Here is a 19,633-nt window from a genome sequence, read left to right as displayed (position 1 = left end):
GAACGAGGGCAAAGGTTAGGTGAACCTAATTTGTGCTTGCAAGTTCAACATTCGGCCATGGTCGCTTCTCGTCATGTGCCTGACACAAGAGGGGATGGGTGCGGGGTGGGTGTGGGTGCTTCTGGGCGGGAATGGCGACGGCCCGCCCTGGCGGGCGGGCCGTCGGTGTGTCCTGATTCCGATGTCCGTGCCGATGTCCGCTCCGGTCAGCAGCCCGAGAGGTGGTTCGTCAGCGCGCTCTTCTCGGCGGAGTCGACCGAGAGGTTGTAGTAGTACTTCACCTGCACCCAGGCGCGGACGTAGGTGCAGCGGTACGACGTCAGGGACGGCATCCAGGTCGCCGGGTCCTGGTCGCCCTTGGACTGGTTGACGTTGTCGGTGACCGCGAGGAGTTGCGGGCGGGTCACGTCGTTGGCGAACGCCTGGCGCTGCGCGGTCGTCCACTTGCTCGCGCCCGAGTCCCACGCCTCGGCGAGCGGCACCAGGTGGTCGATGTCCACGTCCGAGGCCGCGCTCCAGGTCGCGCCGTCGTACGGGGAGTACCAGCTGCCGCTGGTGGCGACGCAGGCGGAGTCGGTGGTGACGTTCGTACCGTCCCGCTTGAGGATGTACTCGCGGGTGTTGCAGGTGCCGCTGATGGTGATCCAGGTCGGGAAGAGGTCGCGGCTGTAGCCGGTGCGGTTCTCGGTGGCCACGGTGAGCTGGGAGAGGTAGCTGCGGGCGGTGGCGCCGCTGACCGGCGTCGGCAGGGCGGCGGAGGCGGTGGGGGAGTTGAACAGCGCTGCGGAGGCGATGAGTCCGGTGGCGGCCGCGAGGGTGGCCAGTCGTCGACGCGCGTAGAACCGCGGCATACGGGGCATACGGAACATCTGAACTCCCTTGTGGGGTGAGGGTTTTGGGGGGTCCGGACAGGGGTGTGCGGACGTGCGCGAGGGAATGCTCGCGGTGGGGTGTTGCTGTGGGGTGAGCGCTCGGTTAGAAGCTAGTGACGCGTCCATGACAGGACAAGATTGCGTGCGGAACTTTCACGTGTTCCGGCGCAGTGGGCCGGCCTCTCCTCGGTGAAACGCGACCTGCGCCTGGGCGGGGGCGTTCGAGCGCACCGGCGTCACTCGCCCACGACCGATCGGGTGACGTCACGTACGATGGGGGACGCAGAAGGGGAGTAGCTCTTCGCCGGACCGTCGACATACTGCTCAGCCAGCCTGAGCCGGCGCCCGGAGGCGAGTCCCTGACGGGACCGCCCAGCGAGACCTTCGGCAAGCAGTGCACGCCTGTGCCCAGTGGCACGGGTGTCCCAGTGCGCTGCCGTGCCGAGGTCTCCCTTGTGAGGTGCAGCCATCTCGGCGGGGCAGCCCCGACCGATTGAGGAACCTTGATCAGCATCACCGTGACGGCGCTCGTCTTCGGCGTCATCTTCCTCGCCGAACTGCCCGACAAGACCGCGCTCGCCGGTCTCGTCCTCGGTGCCCGCTACCGCGCCTCCTACGTCTTCGTCGGCGTCGCCGCGGCCTTTTTGGTGCATGTCGTGATGGCCGTCGCGGCCGGCAGCGTGCTCACCCTGCTCCCGCAGCAGATCGTCCACGCCCTCACCGGCGTCCTCTTCCTCGGCGGGGCCGCCGTACTGCTGCTCAAGAAGGACGAGGGCGAGGAAGAGATCAAGAAGCCCGCCGACCAGTCCTTCTGGAAGGTGGCGGGCACGGGCTTCATGCTCATCCTCGTCGCGGAGTTCGGCGACCTCACGCAGATCATGACGGCGAATCTCGCCGCGCGGTACGACGATCCGCTCTCGGTGGGCCTCGGTGCGGTGCTGGGGCTGTGGGCGGTGGCCGGACTGGGCATCGTGGGGGGCAAGGCGCTGATGAAGCGGGTGCCGCTGCGGCTGATCACGCAGATCGCCGCGCTGTTGATGGTGGGGCTGGGGATCTGGAGCCTGTACGAGGCGATCGCCGGCTGACGCCGACGGGCTGAGGCCGGGCGGGGTCCGGCTGAACTCGGACGGACCCCGCCTGCCGGCCGGCACAGCCCGCTGTGCCCGGTGGACCCGCCCCGCCGTGCCCGCGGGCGAACGCGCGGTGAACGCTTTCGTGGGGCGCTGGCGGGATGCGGGGGCAGTTTTGTACCGTGGAGGAACAAAGTGGCTCCCGCCCGCTTCCCCTGACCGGTGGGCGGGGCCGCCTTGTCCCTCTCAGGCCCCCTTGCGACCGGGGGCCTCGCGTCTTCTGGAGCTGCCGATGCCGGTCACCACCACGCCCGTCGTCCTCGACGCCCGCGCCCTCCTGCTCGACATGGACGGCACCCTCGTCAACTCCGACGCCGTCGTCGAGCGCATCTGGCGCCGCTGGGCCGCGGAGCACGGGCTGGACGGCGACGCGACGATGAAGGTCGTCCACGGCCGGCAGGGCCACGCCTCCATGGCACTCCTCCTGCCCGACCGCCCCCACGAGGAGAACCTCGCGGACAACGCCCGGATGCTCGCCGAGGAGACCGCCGACATGGACGGCGTCGTCGAGGTCCCTGGCGCCGCCGCCTTCCTCGCCGCCCTGCGCGACCTCCCCCACGCCCTGGTGACCTCCGCCGACGTCCCCCTCTCCACCGCCCGCATGGCCGCCGCCCGTCTCCCCCTCCCCGGCCTCCGTGTCACCGCGGAATCCGTCGGCGCCAGCAAGCCGGACCCGGAGGGCTTCCTCAAGGCGGCCGCCGCCCTGGGCGTCGACCCGTCCGACTGCGTGGTCTTCGAGGACTCCGGCGCGGGAATCGCGGCGGGGCGCTCCGCCGGAATGCACGTGGTCGGCATCGGCGAACGGGCCGGGCAGTACGGGCCGGACGTGGCGGTCCCCGACCTCACGCGGGTAACGGTGGAGGCGTCGGCGGACGGGGGGATCCGGCTGACGGTGGGCTGATGGCGCGGCACCCCTCGCCCGATGCCGATGCCGATGCCGATGCCGATGCCGAAGGACCGAGGCGCGAGCGGCGCAACCTCTCTCGTCGACGCCGCGGTTCACCGAACGGTCAGCCTTCCGCGGCCCGGCGGCGCGGTGTGCGGCCCGCCCTGACGACCGCGGCGCAGATGCGGCCGTGGACACCGGCGGCGGCGTCGAATGACCGTCGCGGGTGACGGTGAAGGACTGGCCCCCTGTATGGCGTCCGTGATCTCCCGGGACCGGTTGCGCGGATCCCGCCGGGTGATGTCGGGCTGAACGCTCGTACCGGCCAGGGCGGCGCCGTGCGCCGCCCGGTGCCACGCGTTCGCTCACCCCGTCCCACCTCTCGACAGGCCGTAATCGCCCCCACCCTCGACCATGGAAGGTGGGTACTGGAGTCGGGAGTCCGGGAGGACGCATGGCACTGGACACGCACGGTGCGGTGCGGGACGTGCGGGGCGGGGAGCACGTGGGGGCCAACGTGCTCGTCTCGATCGGTGCGCTCCTGCTGGGGCTGTTGCTGGCGGCGTTGGACCAGACGATCGTGGCGACGGCGTTGCCGACGATCGTCAGCGATCTGGGCGGGCTGGAGCATCTGTCCTGGGTGGTGACCGCGTATCTCCTGGCGTCCACCGCGGCCACACCCTTGTGGGGGAAGCTCGGGGACCAGTACGGCCGGAAGCGGCTGTACCAGCTCGCCATCGTCATCTTTCTCGTCGGGTCCGCGCTGTGCGGCATGGCGCAGAACATGGGGGAGCTGATCGGGTTCCGGGCGTTGCAGGGGCTCGGGGGCGGCGGGCTCATGGTGCTGTCGATGGCGATCGTCGGGGACATCGTGCCGCCGCGGGAGCGGGGGAAGTACCAGGGGCTCTTCGGGGCCGTGTTCGGGGCGACCAGTGTGCTGGGGCCGCTGCTCGGAGGGCTGTTCACCGAGCAGCTCACCTGGCGGTGGGTGTTCTACGTCAATCTGCCGCTCGGGATCATCGCCCTCGTCGTGATCGCCGCCGCGCTGCACATCCCGCGCCGTACGTCCCGGCACCGGATCGACTACCTCGGTACGTTCCTCGTCGCCGCCGTCGCCACCTGTCTGGTGCTGGTCGCCTCGCTGGGCGGTACGACCTGGCCGTGGGCCTCCGGGCAGATCGTCGGGCTCGCGGTGCTCGGCGTCGTCCTCGCCGTCGCGTTCGTCGGAGTGGAGCGGCGGGCCGCCGAGCCGGTGCTGCCGCTGAAGCTGTTCCGGATCCGGACCTTCAGCCTGTCGGCGGTGATCAGCTTCATCATCGGGTTCGCGATGTTCGGCGCGATGACCTATCTGCCGACGTTCCTCCAGGTCGTGCACGGGATCTCGCCCACCATGTCGGGCGTGCACATGCTGCCGATGGTGATCGGGCTGCTGCTGACCTCGACCGTGTCCGGGCAGATCGTCAGCCGGACCGGCCGCTGGAAGATGTTCCCCGTGGCGGGCACCGCCGTCACCGCGATCGGGCTGCTCCTGCTGCACCGGCTGGACGAACACAGCTCGACCGCCGAGATGAGCCTGTACTTCTTCGTCTTCGGGCTCGGCCTCGGACTCGTCCTCCAGGTCCTCATCCTCATCGTGCAGAACTCGGTCTCCTACGAGGACCTCGGCGTCGCCACCTCCGGCGCCACCTTTTTCCGCTCCATCGGCGCGTCCTTCGGCGTCGCGATCTTCGGCACCGTCTTCTCCAGCCGCCTCGGCGACACACTGGCCGACGCCTTCCGGGGCGTACGCCTCCCGCCCGGGGTCTCGCTCGGCGGGCTGGAGGCGGACCCGCGCGGCATCGGCGCGCTGCCCGCCGGGCTGCGGCCGCCCGCGCTGCACGCGTTCTCCTCCGCGATCACCGACGTGTTCCTCTACGCCGCGCCGGTCGCGCTGGTCGGCTTCATCCTGGCGTGGTTCCTCAAGGAGGATCCGCTGCGCGGCTCGGTCACCGCGCCGGACGCCTCCGAGACCATCCCGCCGAACCCGGTCCAGCGCTCGTCCTACGACGAGGTGTGCCGGGCGCTGTCCGTGCTCGGCACACGGGAGGGGCGGCGGGAGGTGTACCAGGACATCACCGCGCGGGCCGGGTACGACCTGCTGCCCGCCGCGAGCTGGCTGCTGCTGCGCATCCGGCGCTACGGCTCGGTGGAGCCGTATGTGCTCGCCGAGCGCAGTCCGGTGCCGATTCGGACGGTCCTCGCCGCCGAGCGCCAGGTGGAGGAGCGGCGGCTGGTCGAGCGGCAGGGTCTCGACCTCACGCTCACCGACGCCGGACGGGTGGCGGCGGAACGGCTCGCCGCCGCGCGGGAGGATTCGCTCTCCGAGCTCCTCGGGGACTGGTGGGCGCCGGGACGGTCCACCGACCTCACGCAGCTGGTCAAGGAGCTGACGTCCGAGATGTGCGGGGCGGCGAGTGAACGACCGCACAACGGGTCGGTCAAGAAGTTGAGTTGACCTCGCCAGCCGCCAACAGGTCTTTTCTGAACCAGTGTTCTGCGTACACATCGGTGTTGTGCGCCGCGGTCTCGGTGTAGCCGAGGCGGGCGTACAGGGCGCGCGCCTCGGTCAAGTCGCTTCGCGTGTCGAGGACCAGCCGGCTCGCGCCGAGTTCGCGGGCGGCCGACTCGGCTGCGGTGACGAGGAGTTGGGCTCCGCCCCGGCCGCGCAGGTGCGGGTGTACGAACACCCGGGTGAGTTCGGCGGTTCGGGGGCCGAGGAGTCGTACGCCCGCCGAACCCGCGGGTTCGCCGTCGCAGCGGGCGATCAGCAGCCGGCCGTTCGGCGGGGTGAGTTCGGCGCCGGGGCGGGCGGCGATCTCGCGTTCCAGCTCGGCCGGGTCGGTGCGGTGGCCACGGTGCAGGAGGTACCAGCGGTCACTGACCTCGGTGTAGTACGCGCGCCAGAGGGCGGTGGCGGCGGGGGAGTCGTACGGCTCCGGTTCGATGGTCCAGGTCGTCATGGCGGCCAATGCCAGCGGAGGGCTGCCGGTCCCGCAAGCGGTTATCGGGGCTCGCGGCGGCGGTGCCACTCGCGTACGACCTCTTCCACGTCGTACGGCTTCTTGCCGAGCGGCGGTCCCGGCGGCGGGCGGAACATCATGGCGCTGATCTTGACGTTGACGTCGGTGATGATCCGGCGGGCGGTGGCCTCGGAGGGGGCGGCGTACGCGGCCTCCAGCGCGTCCTCGGCCTCCTTGCGCAGGGCGAGGGACGGGGGCAGGGCGGTCAGGCCCTCGCGGGCCATCTTGCGCTTGATCCACCACAGGTCGTCGTAGCCGGAGTCGAGGCCGGCGGGGAGGGGTTCGCCGGCGCCCGGGAGGCGGTCGAACTCGCCGCGTCGCTGCGCGGCGGCGATCTGGTGGTCCACCCAGGACTCGAACGGCACGCGCGGTGGCTTTCGCTCGGTCATGAGGCCATTGTGCCGGACGCGGCCGGGCCGGGCGTTCTATCATGCGGCGGCGGTGTGCGGCGACCGGCGTACGCACCGGACGTGTAGGGGGAAACGCGTGCTCGAACTCACCATGGCTGCCGTCTCCAGGGAGGAAGCGGGCGCCACGGCCGGCATGGTCATGGCGGAGGCGCCGAGCGAGCCGGGTGCGGTGCTGCGGGTGGGGCGGGACGCGTCGGTGTGCCGGCTGGTCACCCCGGAGGAGTGGCTGTTCGTCTCCCGCGTCCACCTCGAGTTCCTCTGCGGCCCCGACGGCGTCTGGCAGGTCACCTGGCTCCGCGGCTCCCAGCCCGACCCCTCCTCCGAGGTCCGCCTCACCGTCGGCGACTACGCCCAGACCCTCCCCTACGGCGGCACCGTCCGCCTCCCCCACGGCACGGGCGGCGAACTGGTCGTCCAGGACAGGACGGCGCCGCGGAGCGTGAACGTGGGCTTCTACCACGAGTGACGCTCCGCCGGTTCGACTGAGTCCTGCCGCGGACCTTCGCCGGAGCGGCGCCTCGGGTGTCGCCCCGCGGGCGGGCGCGGTGCCCCGGCCGGGCGGGGGTGCGTGGACTTGCGGGTCGGGGATGTGGCGCGTTGCCCTGCCGGGCGGGCGTCGCGCGCCTCACGGAGCGGACCCGGCGCCCGCGTCTCGGCACGCCCTCGGGTCCGGATTCGCGTCCGGCGGTCCGGCGTCGGCATCCTGACGAGCCTGGTGTGGCGCTGACTCGGGTGCCGGACCGGCGAGGTGGGCCCCGCCCGTGTCCTCCGGAGGGTGCGCCGCAGGCGTCCGGTGTCGGTGGAACCGGTTCCCGACGGGCGGAGCCGCGCCGGTCACCCCAGGACTCGTGCCAGCGCGAACCCGTCGTACCCCTTCGGCCCCACCGTCTGCAGGGCCGTGCCCGTCAGACGGGGGTGGGTGGCGATGAGGTCGATGGTGGCCCGGGTGCCGAGGGTGGCGGGGTCGGTGGTGGTGGGGTCCGAGACGTCGCCCTGGCGGACCACGTTGTCGATGACGATGAGGCTGCCTGCCCGGGAGAGACGGAGGGCCCATTCGACGTAGTGGGGGGTGTTGACCTTGTCCGCGTCGATGAAGACCAGGTCGAAGGGGGGCGGGTTCTCGTCGGCGAGCTGGGGGAGGGAGTCCAGGGCCGGGCCGGTGCGGACCTCGACGATGCCTTCCAGGTCGGCGCGGGCGATGTTGCGGGCGGCGATCTCGGCGTGCTTGGGGTTGTACTCCAGGGTGATCAGGCGCCCGTCGGAGGGCAGGGCGCGCGCCAGCCAGATGGTGCTGTAGCCGCCGAGGGTGCCGATCTCCAGGACCGTGCGGGCGCCCTGGATCTGGGCGAGGAGCTGCAGCAGCTTGCCCTGGGTGGGGGTGACGGCGATGGGCGGCAGCCCGGCCGCGTCGCTGTCGCGCAGGGCCGCGCGCAGGACGTCGTCGTCCGCCGCCAGCCGACTGGTGAAGTAGTGCTCCACGTCGTCCCACACCTGCGAGTCGCCCATGCGCCTGCCGTCCTTCCCGAGTGTCCGCTCAAGCCCCTTCAGGCCAAGTCTCCCCGGGACGAGCGCGAAAACGACGAAGTGGGCGCGGGGAACCTTGTGACCGGTTCCCCGCACCCACCCCGGGCGCCCACGGCTCACACCGGGCCGCCGGTGATGCGCCGATGGGTCAGGACTGCTCCACCGACGGCGCGGAGCCCGGCAGCGGCCGCCCCGCGGACTCGCTCATCCGCCACACCGCGAACCCACCGATGACGGCGGCCGCCATCATGTAGTACGCGGGCATCATCAGGTCGCCGGTAGCGCCGATCAGGGCGGTGACCACCAGCGGGGTCGTACCGCCGAAGAGCGACACGGAGACGTTGAAGCCGATGGACAGCGAGCCGTAGCGCACCCGGGTCGGGAAGAGCGCCGGGAGCGCGGCGGGCATGGCCGCGGTGAAGCAGACGAGGAGCAGACCGAGCGCGCCCATGCCGAGGCCGACGGCGAGCAGGCTGCCCTGGCGGATCAGCAGGATCGCCGGGATCGACAGGAACAGGAAGCCCGCGCAGCCCGCGGCGATGACCGGACGACGGCCGACCCGGTCGGTCAGCGCGCCGGCGAACGGCTGGACGATCATCATCAGCGCCATGACACCGAGCACGACCAGCAGACCGTGCGTCTCGTCGTACTTCAGCTCGCTGGTGAGGAAGCTCGGCATGTACGACAGCAGCATGTAGTCGGTGACGTTGAAGACGAGCACCAGGCCCATGCACAGCAGCAGCGACTTCCACTGGCCCGCGACCATCTCGCGCAGCGGGACCTTCGGACGGGCGGCCTCGGCCTTCTCGACCTCGGCGGCGAAGGCGGGAGTCTCCTCCAGGCGCATCCGCAGGTAGAGGCCGATGATGCCCATCGGACCGGCGATCAGGAACGGGATGCGCCAGCCCCAGGAGACCAGGTCGGCCGAGGACAGCAGGGCCGTCATCAGGGTGACCAGGCCCGCGCCGCCGATGTAACCGGCCAGCGTGCCGAACTCCAGCCAGCTCCCGAAGAAGCCGCGCTTCTTGTCGGGCGCGTACTCGGCGATGAAGGTCGAGGCGCCCGCGTACTCACCGCCGGTGGAGAAGCCCTGGACCAGGCGGGCCGCCAGCAGGAGCAGCGGCGCGCCGACGCCGATCGTGGCGTAGGACGGGATGAGGCCGATGGCGAACGTGCCCGCCGCCATCATGATCATCGTGACGGCGAGGACCTTCTGGCGCCCCACCCGGTCGCCGAGCGGGCCGAAGACCATGCCGCCGAGCGGACGGACCAGGAAGGCCGCGGCGAAGGCGCCGAAGGTGGAGAGCAACTGCGCGGTCGGGTTGCCCGAGGGGAAGAAGACCTTGCCCAGGGTGACCGCGATGTAGCTGTAGACACCGAAGTCGAACCATTCCATCGCGTTGCCGAGCGCCGCCGCCTTCACGGCGCGCTTGACGAGCGCGGGATCGGTGACCGTGACGTTCCTGGCCTGGGCGGCCCGGCGGGTCTGGGGACGGGGACTGACGGCAGTGGCGGTCGCCAAAACGAAGCTCGCCTACCTTTCGACGGGAACAGGGCAGGCCCGGCCGAACGGCGGCGATGCTGTGCACCGGGCAGAAAAGCGACGATAGGAGGAGTTCGCCCCTTACGTCCTGTGCACAAGTCGTTGCATAGAGCACGTAAACCTTGTGTACGCAGGGACGTCTGCCCGCAAAGTCGCAGGTGATCCCAGCCGTGACTGTGATCCTTATCGCTCGATCCGGGTGCAACCACGCCCTTCCCGGGCTATCGTCCTGCGGATGAAACGGGGTCCGGACGTCAGGTGAAGCGGGGGTTGCCCGCGTCCTGCCCCGAGGGGCCGTGAGCGCATAGTGTTCGCGGGGGAACTCTCGGGCACAGGCGCCCGGGGTGACGGGGCGGGAGGCCGACGGGGCGTGGTGAACGTGGAGCACAGCGGACGACCGGTGGACGCCCTCGGCCCGGCGGACGGGCCCGGAGCCCGGCTGCGCGCGGCCCGGCTCGCGCTGTGGGCGGTGGCGGCGATCCTCGCGGTACGGCAGATGGCGGCCGTCCTCGGCAGTCCGAGCGGCAAACGCCTCACCGACCTGGAGACCTGGGTCGGCCCGCAGGGCGTCCTCCACGTCAACGGGTCGCTCTACGACTCGACCCGCTTCACCGGCACCCCCTTCGCCGGTCTCGTCCTCAAGCCCCTCACCCGTGCGGCGGAGTCCGCGCTCGGCTGGGGCTGGACCTTCGGCACCCTGCTCCTCGTCGTCGCGCTCGGCCTGGTCGCCGCCCGCGCGCTGCCCCAGCCGGTGAGCCGCCGTACGGCGCTGCTCGCGGCCCCGGTCGCCATCAGCCTGCTGATGCTCTCCCTGCCGGTGCGCAACACGCTCTGGCTCGGCCAGACCAGCGTCATCCCGGTGCTGCTCGTCCTGCTCGGCTGCCTCGCCGTGCGCGACGAACGCGCGAGCGGGGTCCTCGTCGGTCTTGCCGCGGCCCTCCAGCCGACCGTGCTGCTCTTCGTGCCGCTGCTGTGGTTCACCGGGCGCCGCCGGGCCGCGGTGAGCACCGGGATCACCTTCGCCGGGGGCACCGCGCTCGCGTGGGCCGCGATGCCGCACGACTCGTACACCTACTGGGTTCACCACATGGCCGGGGCCGGGCTCGGCGGGGAGGCGGACGGGCTCGCCAACCAGTCCCTGCACGGCGCCCTGCTCCGCCTCGGGCTCACCGGGCCACCGGAGATCGCGCTCTTCCTGCTGCTCGGCGCCGCCGTCGCCGTCCTCGCGCTGCGCCGCGCCATCGGCTATGTCCGCGACGAGCAGCTCCTGCTCGCCGTCGCCGTCACCGGCTGCGCGGCGGTCGCGGTCTCGCCGACGAGCTGGCAGCACCAGCTCCTGTGGCTGCTGCTCGCGGTGGTCGGCCGGGTGGGCACGCGGGCCGCGGACCGTACCGTCTGGCCGGTCGCGGTGGTCCTGGTCACCACGCTCCCGGCGAAGATGATGCTGCCGAACACGCCGGTGCTCTTCCCGCTGCGCGACAACCTCGTCCTGCTCGCGGCCCTGGCCGCCGCGGTGGCGGTGCCCTTCCTGCCGCGCTCCTCCCCTTATTACGCGGCTCCCGTGCCCACCGAGTACGCCCGCCAGGTCCCGGCCCGCTCACGGCACGTACCGCTGCTGCCCTTCCTGCGCCGCTCGCTCACCCGCCCCAACCTGCTCCTGGAACTGCTGCTCATCCGCGTCACCTACGCCGCCTACCAGCAGGTACGGCTCGCGGCGACGGGCGGCAGCAACGAACTCGCGCGCGCGAACGCCGAGCACCACGGGCGCATGGTCCACGACACCGAGCGCTTCCTGCACATCGACATCGAGCACGCCGTCAACCACGCGGTGGTCCACGTCGGCTGGCTGCGCGAGTTCCTCGACTTCTACTACGAGTCCTTCCACTTCGTCGTGCCCCTGACCGTCCTCGCCGTCCTCTACTGGCGCCGCCCGGTCGACTACCGCTGGGCCCGCACCTCCCTCGGGTTCGCCACCCTCCTCGCCCTCATCGGCTTCTGGCTCTTCCCGCTCGCCCCGCCCCGCCTGATGCCGGGCCTCGGTTTCGTCGACACCGTCCACGGCGTCCAGGACCTCGCCCACCCGGACTACGGCGCGATGACCGCGATCACCAACCAGTACGCGGCGATGCCCTCCCTCCACTTCGGCTGGTCCCTCTGGTGCGGCCTGGTCATCGCGATCATGGCTCCCCGCTGGTGGATGAAGGCGCTCGGCCTGCTCCACCCGCTCTTCACGGTCACCGCGATCGTCGCCACCGCCAACCACTGGGTCCTCGACGCGGTCGGCGGCGCGGTGGTGGTGAGCGGCGGCTTCGCCCTCGGCTACCTGCTGATCGGCCCGCGCGGGGTGTTGTCCCCGGCGCCCTCCGGCGCCGGGGGCGTGGGGCGGCCGCCGGGACCGAGGACGGCACCCGACGAGGAACGGTCACTGACGACGAGCTGAGGGGGCGCGGCGCTGTGTCCGGGTGGGGGCGGCCCGTACAGGCGGTCTCGGGGCTCCCGAGGACGCGGGCGTGGGGTGCGCCCCGGACGAGGCCGTGCGCCGGGGCGGGTCCGCCGCGAGGCGCCGTAGGGAGTGGCCCGAGCCCCTTGCGGGCACGGGTGCGGTTCCGTGTCGTCCATCCCGCCGGGGAGGGCAGGCCGCCGAAGAGGGCCGCACCCTGCGTTCCGTCCTCTCAGTCCCGGTCCGAAGCCGCCACCGCCAAAGCGGCGGAGGCCACCGCGGCGAGGAGGAGGGGGAGGGCCAGGCCGTGGTCGAGGATCAGCCAGGCACCGAGGCAGGCGCCCGCGAACATGGCGATCACGGCGGCCGCGCGGCGGGGGGAGTGGCGGGCGGGGGCGGTGGCGTCGCCGAGGCGGGAGTCGGAGGCGAGCCCGGTCAGGGTCATGGTGAGGACCGTGGTGGTGAGGTCGGGGATGCCGAGTTTGCGGACGGTGGCGTTGCGCAGGCCCATCGCGAGGGCGGTGAGGGCGATCAGCGCGTACCGGGTGCCGGGGGCGTGCGGCCAGACGTAGGCCACCGCCGCCGAGGCGCCCACCAGCAGCGCCTCCACCACCAGGGTCAGCCGGGTCCGGTCGCGCCGGGCCTCCTCGCCGAGCCGGTTCGTCAGCCGGCCTCCCGCCGTCGCGCCGATCAGGAAGCAGCCCAGCGACGTGGTGATGTGGGGTACCGAGAAACCGGGCGCGCCGACGGCGGCGAAGCCGAGGACGACCACGTTGCCGGTCATGTTGGCGGTGAAGACCCGGCCGAGGCCCAGATAGCCGACCGCGTCGATCAGCCCGCTCACCACGGTCAGCAGCAGAAGCACGACCGTGAGCCGCATCCCGCGCGGGCGCGGCAGAGGGGCCGAACCGGTCGTGGGTGTCGCCATCGTTACCTCCGGTCGTCCGCGCGGGCGGGGCGGGACCAGTGGATCACGGGGGTGGGGCAGACGAGGGGTGCGGCGCGAGGCGGGGATCAGGGGGAGCGCCGGTACCGCCCAAGTACAGGCTCAACGGGCTCGGTCGACCCCGGACATGCGTGAGCACCCTCGCCTCGTGGGCAAGGGTGCGGATATCGGGTGGTGCGTCCCGGCCGGTCCGGCCGGGCGTCGTCGGCCCCTGGGCCCAGGGGCGAGGACAGTCGGTTGCGGCTCAGTACCAGCCGTGGGACTGCCAGAAGTTCCAGGCCTGAACGGGGCTGCCGTAGCGCGAGTTCATGTAGTTGAGGCCCCACTTGATCTGGGTGGCCGGGTTGGTCTTCCAGTCGGAACCGGCGGAAGACATCTTCGAGGCGGGCAGGGCCTGGACCAGACCGTAGGCACCGGAGGAGCTGTTGGTGGCCGAGGGGTTCCAGCCGCTCTCGTGCGACACGATCTTGTTGAAGGCGGCGTACTGCGCCGAGTTCGGGATCATCTTGTGCGCGATCGCCTGAGCCGAGGAGGACGAGGTCGGCGCGGCCTGCGCGGGCGCGGTGCCCAGCGCGATGCCGGCGGTGGCGGCGGCCAGGGCGGCGACGGTGACGGCCTTCTTCGGGGTGGCGACGCGACGGATGAACGAGAAAGACATGAAAATCCTTTTGCTTGGGTACAGGGCGGCGCCTCGTAGGTCCGGGCCGAGCGGCGCGTTTCGTGCGCTTCGCTCGCCGGCCGCATACGTCGGCGCCGCGGCCCGTGGGGGCTCGTGGCGCCTGGCGACGTCATCCAGAGAAACAGGATTCCGGGATGTCCGCAATGACCCCTTTTACTAGTGGTGGCCGGATCGCCGGTGCCGGCCGTCCGTGTGACCGGCGTCTCAAGCCGCAGGTCACAGGGGGTGCAAATGCACATGTATCGGACATTTAAGTCTACGAAGCGGCGTCGTAGGTGACGTGCGTCATGTGGGGTGCTTCACCGGGCAACCAACTCGGCGCCGACTCTCCGGAGGCGCCCCCTCACGCTCCGGGTGCGTCGAATGTGACCGCCGTCTCGAAGGCGGCCCGCCGGGTGGCCCGGCGCAGCGCGCGCAGCACGGCGGGGCCGAGGGCGACGGTGAGGACGACCGTGCAGACCGCCCGGCCCAGGTCCCAGCCCATGGACGTGGCCAGGCAGTAGGCCAGGAAGCGGGCCAGGTTGGCGGGGACGGAGGCGTGCGGGTCGAAGGCGATGCCGGAGGCCATGGTGCCCATGAACGGCCAGCCGGCCAGGTTCATCACCGTGCCGTAGGCGAACGCGGCGACGAAGCCGTAGCCGCCCAGGAGCAGCAGCTCGCCCCGGCCGCGCAGCCGTGAGCGGCCCGGCAGCAGGCCGGCGCCCATGGCGAACCAGCCCATCGCCAGCATCTGGAACGGCATCCACGGCCCGACCCCACCGGTCAGCAGCGCGGACGCGAACATCGTCACCGAGCCCAGCACGAAGCCGAAGCCGGGACCGAGCACCCGGCCGCTGAGCACCAGCAGGAAGAACATCGGCTCGATGCCCGCCGTCCCCGCGCCGATGGGGCGCAGCGCCGCGCCCGTCGCCGCGAGCACGCCCAGCATCGCGACCGCCTTGGGTCCGAGGCCCGACTCGGAGATCGTCGCCGCCGCCACCGCGACCAGCAGCACCAGCAGCCCCGCGAACAGCCAGGGCGCGTCCTCGGCGTGCGCGCTCAGCTGCGAGGCGGGTGGCGCGAGGAAGGGCCACCCGAAGGCGACGACGCCCACGGCGCTCACGAGGACGAGGGCGGCGAGGGAGCGGGGGTGGAGGCGGACGGCGTGGGTGGGGCGGGGAGACACGGGTGCCGGGGGACGGTCCGCCGCGGTGAGCGGTGGTGCGGGGGTCGGCGTCATGACAGGGCCCTCCGGACCTCGGTGACCGTCAGCCAGGGCTGGGGGGCCAGGATCTTGGTGACCTGGGGGGCGAAGGAGGGGGAGGAGACCACGATGTCCGCCGTGGGGCCGTCCGCGATGACCTCGCCGTCGGCCAGCAGCACCACGCGGTGCGCGATCTCGGCGGCCAGCTCCACGTCGTGCGTGGCCAGCACGATGGCGTGCCCCTCGGCCGCGAGACCCCGCAGCACGGCGACCAGGCGGGCCTTCGCCGCGTAGTCGAGGCCGCGCGTCGGCTCGTCCAGCAGGAGCAGCGGCGGGCGCGCGGTCAGGACGACGGCCAGCGCGAGCGCGAGCCGCTGGCCCTCGGAGAGATCGCGCGGGTGGGTGTCGTCCGTGATGCCCGGCAGCAGCCCGGACACCAGCGCCCGGCAGGTCCCCGGCTCCGCCCTCGCGTCCCGGTCGGCGGCGGCGCACTCGGCGGCCACCGTGTCGGCGTACAGCAGATCGCGGGGCTCCTGCGGGACGAGGCCGACCTTCTGTACGAGTTCCCGTGGCGTGATCCGGTGCGGTACGGCCCCGCCGACCCGCACCGAGCCCGCCGTGGGCTCCACCAGTCCGACCAGGGAGCCGAGGAGCGTCGACTTCCCGGCGCCGTTGCGCCCCATGAGCGCGACCGTCTCGCCGGGGCGGACGGCGAGGTCCACGCCGGACAGGGCGCGGACCCGCCCGCGCCGGACGACGAGGTCGTGGACCTCGGCGACCTGCGGGGCGGCGGGGGAGTCGTCGGTACGCCGGAAGGGGCGGCGGTAGAAGGGGAGCGCGGGAGCAGGGGGGACGGCCGGGGACGCGGCCACCTCGGCGGTAGGGGCGCACGGCTCCCGCCCCGCGAGCCGCTCCCGCAGCTCCGGAGCCCTGCGGCGGGCGTCCCGCACGGTCAGGGGGAGCGGGGACCAGCCCGCCAGGCGCCCCAGCTCCACCACCGGCGGGTGGACCGGGGAGACGGCCATGATCTCGGCCGGGGTGCCCGTCAGCGGGGGCTCGCCGGGCGCGGGGAGGAGGACGACGCGGTCGGCGTACTGGATCACGCGCTCCAGGCGGTGTTCCGCGAGCAGGACCGTCGTGCCGAGGTCGTGGACCAGGCGCTGGAGGACGGCCAGGACCTCCTCGGCGGCGGCCGGGTCGAGCGCCGAGGTCGGCTCGTCCAGGACCAGGACGCGGGGGTGCGGGGTCAGCACCGAGCCGATGGCGACGCGCTGGCGCTGGCCGCCGGAGAGCGTGGCGATGGGGCGGTCGCGCAGGCCGGCCAGACCGAGCAGGTCCAGCGTCTCCTCCACCCGGCGCCGCATGACCTCGGGGGCAAGACCCAACGACTCCATGCCGTAGGCGAGTTCGTCCTCGACCGTGTCCGTCACGAAGTGCGCGAGCGGGTCCTGGCCCACCGTGCCCACCACGTCGGCCAGTTCGCGCGGCCGATGGGTGCGGGTGTCCCGGCCCGCGACGGTGACCCGGCCGCTCAGCGTGCCCCCGGTGAAGTGCGGCACCAGACCGCACACCGCGTTCAGCACGGTCGACTTGCCCACGCCCGACGGGCCGACGAGCAGCACGAGTTCGCCCTCGGGCACCTCGAAGTCCACGTCCCGTACGGTCGGTTCGGCCGCGCCCTCGTAGGTGACGGCGACCTTCTCGAAGCGGATCACGCGCGCTCCCTGGGTTCCTGGGGGACGACGAAGGCGGGCAGCAGGGCGAGCAGGACCGACGCGGCGGGCCACATCGGCAGCGCGGGCGCGGCGAGCGGGACGACACCCGGGTTCAGCGCGTCCGGTTCGCGTGCGGCGGCCAGGGTGAGCAGCGCGGCGACCGCGGCGCCGGAGCCCGCGACCAGCCACGCCCGCAGGCCCCACGGCGCCGGACGGTACCGGGTGCGCGCCGAGCGGCGGCCACCGAGGCGCAGCCCGGCCAGCGCGGCGGCGGCGCCGGCGAGCAGGACGGGCAGCCCGTAGGCGCCGCCCTCGGCGGTGAGCAGACCGTACGTCCCCGCGCACACGCCCAGCAGTCCGCCGAGGGTGAGCGCTGCCGTCGTCCGCCGTACCCGCGCGGGCACCTCGGCCGTGCGGCCGAAGCCGCGCGCGTCCATCGCGGCGGCCAGTGCGACCGAGCGCTCCAACGCGCCCTCCAGGACCGGCAGTCCGACCTGGAGCAGCCCGCGCACTCCCCGGTCCGGACGCCCGCGCAGCCGCCGGGCCGCGCGCAACCGCCGTACGTCCGCGATGAGATGGGGCGCGAAGGTGAGCGCGACGACCACGGCGACGCCCGCCTCGTACAGCGCGCCCGGCAGCGACTTCAGCAGCCGGGCGGGGCTGGAGAGGGCGTTGGCCGCACCGACGCAGATCAGCAGGGCGGCCAGCTTCAGGCCGTTGTAGCCGGAGAAGAGCAGCGCCTCGGCCGTGACCGGGCCACCGAGCCTGATCCCCTGCGCCCAGTCGGGCAGGGGGACTTCGGGCAGTGTGAACAGAACGTGCGTACCGGGCACGGGCGAGCCGAGGAGGACCGTGAAGGCGAGGCGTACGCACAGCACCGCGACGGCCAGCTTGGCGAAGGCCAGGTAGGAGCGGGCCCAGGGCGCGGACGAGCGGTGGGTGGCCACCACGTAGCCGGACGCGGCGACGAGCAGGGCGAGCAGGAGCGGGTTGGTGGTGCGGGTGGCGGCGGTGCCGAGCCCGAGCGCCCACAGCCACCAGGCGCCGGGGTGCAGTTGAGGGGACCGCTCAGGCATTCCGGCGCCGCCGGGCCTGCCACACCGCCGCCCCGGCCAGGACGGCGATCACACCCGCGCCGACGGGCAGCCCGAGGGAGGGACCGCCGGAGTCCTTGGCGGCGGGCTTGTCGTGCTTGGCGGGCGCCTTGCCGCCTGCCGCGACCTGCTCCCCGCAACCCCGGTGCGGATAACCGGAGATGGCGCACAGCAGCGCGTTGGTGTCGTAGCGCAGCGGCTTGGCGGTCGCGGCCAGGGCCTCGGCGCTGGTCGCGTCGGGGGCGACGCGCGCGCAGACCGTACGGACCGGCGGCGGTTTCTCGCCGGAGGGCGCGTCGGCCGCGGTGCCGAAGTCGATGACGAGCGCGATCCGCTTGGTGCCGTGCCTGGCGGGCGTGCGGGCGCAGATGGTGGCGAAGTCCGCCGTGCCGCGCGGACGGGTCGCGTCCGCGGAGTCCTCGCTGACCGCGAACCGGAAGCCCTGCACGTCGCCGTCCTCGGGACGGGTCGTCGAGGGACCCTGGGTCGCGTACGTCCACCGGTCGCCGGAGCGGTCCCAGAAGGACCAGTACCGGTAGCCGGTGGCGTGGGCCTCGGTGGCCCCGACGAGCGGGAGCAGGGCCGCGACGAGGAGCGTCGCGGCACGGCGGACGACACTCACGCCCGGTTCTTCTTCCGGCCGCTGATCAGGAAGCCGGCGCCGATGCCCGCGAAGAGGCAGGCTCCGACGAACCACCACACCTGGTGGTTCGACTTCTTCTCCGCGGCCTTGTGGGCGGCGGCCTTCTTCGCCTGCTCGGGCGCGGGACCCTGCTTGTCCAGCGCCTGGACCAGGTTGGTGCCGCCGAATTCCTTCGGGTTCTCACCGAGCGCGTGGGTGGCCAGGACGAGCTGGGCGTAGGCGGCGGGGCCGCTCTGCTGCGCCCACGGACCGGCGTTCTTCTCCAGCCAGGCGTACGGCTTCTTCGCCTGCGCGCTCCAGCCGTCGGCGGCGAGCGCGACGACCGTGTCGGCGGTGTTGCCGAAGTCCGGCTGGTTCTTGGCGCCGGGCATCGCCGACATCAGATGGCCGCTCTTGGCGACGGCACCGGCCAGGTAGGCGGCGGCGTTGTCGGCCAGGCGCCGGGGGGTGGCCTTGCCGGAGTCCGTGCAGGCGGGGGCCTTGGCTCGGGGCTTGGCGGGCTCGACCACGAAGTTCCTGCCGAGCGCGCCGAGCACGGCGGCCGCGGTGGCGTCGGCGTTGGCGGCGAGCTTGCCCTTCTTGTCCGGCTGGTAGGCGAAGGCGCCGCCGCCGTCCTTCTCGCACGGGATCGCCATGGCGGCCAGCGCCTCGGCCGGCGCCTTGCCCTTGGCGTGCTGCTTCGCCGGGTCCAGCCCGACGGCGGTCAGCGCGCCGACGACCACGGAGGTGGAGTTGGTGTCGCTCGGGGAGCCGGGGGAGTAGCCCCAGCCGCCGTCCTTGTTCTGCTGCGCCTTCAGCCAGCGCACGGCCTTACCGGTCTCGGCGCGGTGACCGCCGAGCGCGGCGAGCGCCTGGACGGCGGCGGCGGTGCTGTTGGTGTCGGGCTGGGCGCCCTTGCCGCCGCAGGGCTTGGCGGTGTCGGCGCGGAAGGCGGCGAAACCGCCGTCGGCGCACTGCTGGCCGGTGAGCCACTTCACGGCGGAGGCGGCGGGGCGCTCACCGACGGTGTGCTGGGCGAGTAGGGCCAGCGACTGGCGCCAGACGCCGTCGTAGGTGGGGTCGCCCTTGCCGAACAGCCCGGCCGGGACCGTCGCCTTCGGGGACGGGGACGCATCGGCGGCCGTGGCGGGCGCGGCTGCGGCCAGCACGCCTATCGCGGCGAGAGCCGCTGCACTGCGGCGGACGTTCATGGTCGGCGACTGCCTCTCCTGCAGGGAAGCCGGGCAGCGCACGGGGAACCCCCGGGCGGCTCGGCTCCGTAGACCTCGACGGTGCCGTGCGCGGCAGGGACGCCGCACACGCGAGCCGGTCACATCCCGCAGGGGCGCTCCGGCTCACCGCCCCTGCGGACGGCTCACGGTTGCGGGTTCAGCGCCGGAATCGCACCGGCTTCCCCCCGTACGGGTGTATGACGACCTGGCCACTTTACCGGCACCCGGCAAAACCCCGGCAGTGGCCGCCGCCACACCGCCCCCCAGGTGAGGAGCGTTCCGAACGCAGGTGACCGGC

General features: G+C 72.8%; 17 protein-coding genes and 1 pseudogene. 5 read left to right on the top strand and 13 right to left on the bottom strand.

Translation table 11 applies throughout. The annotated features are described in order from the left end of the window. Positions 1-206 precede the first annotated feature (206 nt). A complete protein-coding gene (locus ACWEEU_RS12035; protein ID WP_451731585.1) occupies positions 207-851 on the bottom strand; it encodes an HNH endonuclease family protein in 645 nt (214 codons plus the stop codon). A gap of 524 nt (positions 852-1,375) precedes the next feature. Here ACWEEU_RS12035 and ACWEEU_RS12030 point away from each other — a divergent pair. After that, entirely contained in the window at positions 1,376-1,957 is a 582-nt protein-coding gene (locus ACWEEU_RS12030) for a TMEM165/GDT1 family protein (protein ID WP_385743854.1), read from the top strand. A 277-nt stretch (positions 1,958-2,234) separates the two neighbouring features. Then, positions 2,235-2,903 (top strand): HAD-IA family hydrolase, encoded by a 669-nt coding sequence (locus ACWEEU_RS12025; protein ID WP_451731263.1) that lies wholly within the window; start codon positions 2,235-2,237, stop codon positions 2,901-2,903. A gap of 198 nt (positions 2,904-3,101) precedes the next feature. Here ACWEEU_RS12025 and ACWEEU_RS12020 read toward each other — a convergent pair. After that, positions 3,102-3,217, bottom strand: a pseudogene (locus ACWEEU_RS12020) (prevent-host-death protein); the annotation flags it as partial. 125 nt (positions 3,218-3,342) lie between these two features. On the opposite strand from ACWEEU_RS12020, the gene ACWEEU_RS12015 reads away from it, so the two are divergent. Beyond that, the gene (locus tag ACWEEU_RS12015; RefSeq protein ID WP_451731260.1) at positions 3,343-5,382 is read left to right on the top strand and encodes an MDR family MFS transporter; all 2,040 of its coding nucleotides are present in this window, start codon (positions 3,343-3,345) and stop codon (positions 5,380-5,382) included. Here ACWEEU_RS12015 and ACWEEU_RS12010 read toward each other — a convergent pair. Together ACWEEU_RS12010 and ACWEEU_RS12005 are read right to left on the bottom strand one after the other, a co-directional pair. Next, positions 5,366-5,887 carry a GNAT family N-acetyltransferase gene (locus ACWEEU_RS12010; RefSeq protein WP_451731257.1) on the bottom strand — a complete coding sequence of 174 codons (522 nt, stop codon included), beginning with the start codon at positions 5,885-5,887 and terminating at the stop codon, positions 5,366-5,368. The two genes, ACWEEU_RS12015 and ACWEEU_RS12010, sit on opposite strands and share 17 nt — an antisense overlap. Before the next feature lie 41 nt (positions 5,888-5,928). After that, positions 5,929-6,336, bottom strand: coding sequence for a DnaJ family domain-containing protein (locus tag ACWEEU_RS12005; protein ID WP_451731255.1), 408 nt, complete (start codon positions 6,334-6,336; stop codon positions 5,929-5,931). A gap of 97 nt (positions 6,337-6,433) precedes the next feature. Here ACWEEU_RS12005 and ACWEEU_RS12000 point away from each other — a divergent pair, with 97 nt between their 5' ends. Further along, complete coding sequence (locus tag ACWEEU_RS12000; RefSeq protein WP_385743863.1) at positions 6,434-6,823, top strand: FHA domain-containing protein; 390 nt, start codon at positions 6,434-6,436, stop codon at positions 6,821-6,823. Positions 6,824-7,191: 368 nt separating this feature from the next. Here ACWEEU_RS12000 and ACWEEU_RS11995 read toward each other — a convergent pair whose 3' ends face one another. Beyond that, positions 7,192-7,863, bottom strand: a complete 672-nt coding sequence (locus tag ACWEEU_RS11995; RefSeq protein WP_385743865.1) for an O-methyltransferase — start codon at positions 7,861-7,863, stop codon at positions 7,192-7,194. 166 nt (positions 7,864-8,029) lie between these two features. Then, complete coding sequence (gene proP / locus ACWEEU_RS11990) at positions 8,030-9,403, bottom strand: glycine betaine/L-proline transporter ProP (protein ID WP_385743866.1); 1,374 nt, start codon at positions 9,401-9,403, stop codon at positions 8,030-8,032. A gap of 391 nt (positions 9,404-9,794) precedes the next feature. Between proP and ACWEEU_RS11985 the strand changes: the two genes are divergently transcribed. Next, positions 9,795-11,864 (top strand): bifunctional glycosyltransferase 87/phosphatase PAP2 family protein, encoded by a 2,070-nt coding sequence (locus ACWEEU_RS11985; protein ID WP_451731251.1) that lies wholly within the window; start codon positions 9,795-9,797, stop codon positions 11,862-11,864. Positions 11,865-12,096: 232 nt separating this feature from the next. Here the strand turns inward: ACWEEU_RS11985 and ACWEEU_RS11980 are convergent, their stop codons facing one another. The 7 genes from ACWEEU_RS11980 to ACWEEU_RS11950 form a co-directional block, all read right to left on the bottom strand. Next, a complete protein-coding gene (locus tag ACWEEU_RS11980; RefSeq protein ID WP_385743869.1) occupies positions 12,097-12,792 on the bottom strand; it encodes a YoaK family protein in 696 nt (231 codons plus the stop codon). 262 nt (positions 12,793-13,054) lie between these two features. Beyond that, positions 13,055-13,468: an aggregation-promoting factor C-terminal-like domain-containing protein gene (locus ACWEEU_RS11975; protein ID WP_385743871.1), complete on the bottom strand. Its 414-nt coding sequence runs from the start codon at positions 13,466-13,468 to the stop codon at positions 13,055-13,057. 364 nt (positions 13,469-13,832) lie between these two features. Continuing rightward, the gene (locus ACWEEU_RS11970) at positions 13,833-14,708 is read right to left on the bottom strand and encodes an ECF transporter S component (RefSeq protein ID WP_451731247.1); all 876 of its coding nucleotides are present in this window, start codon (positions 14,706-14,708) and stop codon (positions 13,833-13,835) included. Next, positions 14,705-16,387, bottom strand: coding sequence for an ABC transporter ATP-binding protein (locus ACWEEU_RS11965; RefSeq protein ID WP_451731244.1), 1,683 nt, complete (start codon positions 16,385-16,387; stop codon positions 14,705-14,707). The genes ACWEEU_RS11970 and ACWEEU_RS11965 overlap by 4 nt, the downstream gene beginning before the upstream one ends. Then, the gene (locus ACWEEU_RS11960) at positions 16,384-17,463 is read right to left on the bottom strand and encodes an energy-coupling factor transporter transmembrane component T (protein WP_385743877.1); all 1,080 of its coding nucleotides are present in this window, start codon (positions 17,461-17,463) and stop codon (positions 16,384-16,386) included. The genes ACWEEU_RS11965 and ACWEEU_RS11960 overlap by 4 nt, the downstream gene beginning before the upstream one ends. Continuing rightward, positions 17,456-18,103, bottom strand: coding sequence for an SCO2322 family protein (locus ACWEEU_RS11955; RefSeq protein WP_451731241.1), 648 nt, complete (start codon positions 18,101-18,103; stop codon positions 17,456-17,458). Before ACWEEU_RS11955 ends, ACWEEU_RS11960 begins: the two co-directional genes overlap by 8 nt. Continuing rightward, complete coding sequence (locus tag ACWEEU_RS11950) at positions 18,100-19,314, bottom strand: prenyltransferase/squalene oxidase repeat-containing protein (RefSeq protein WP_451731238.1); 1,215 nt, start codon at positions 19,312-19,314, stop codon at positions 18,100-18,102. Before ACWEEU_RS11950 ends, ACWEEU_RS11955 begins: the two co-directional genes overlap by 4 nt. Between the last annotated feature and the right edge of the window lie 319 nt (positions 19,315-19,633).

It is taken from the genome of Streptomyces sp. NPDC005004 (assembly GCF_053600675.1).
The sequence above is the reverse complement of the archived record's forward strand: the minus strand, read 5'-3'. Positions and strand labels throughout refer to the sequence as shown.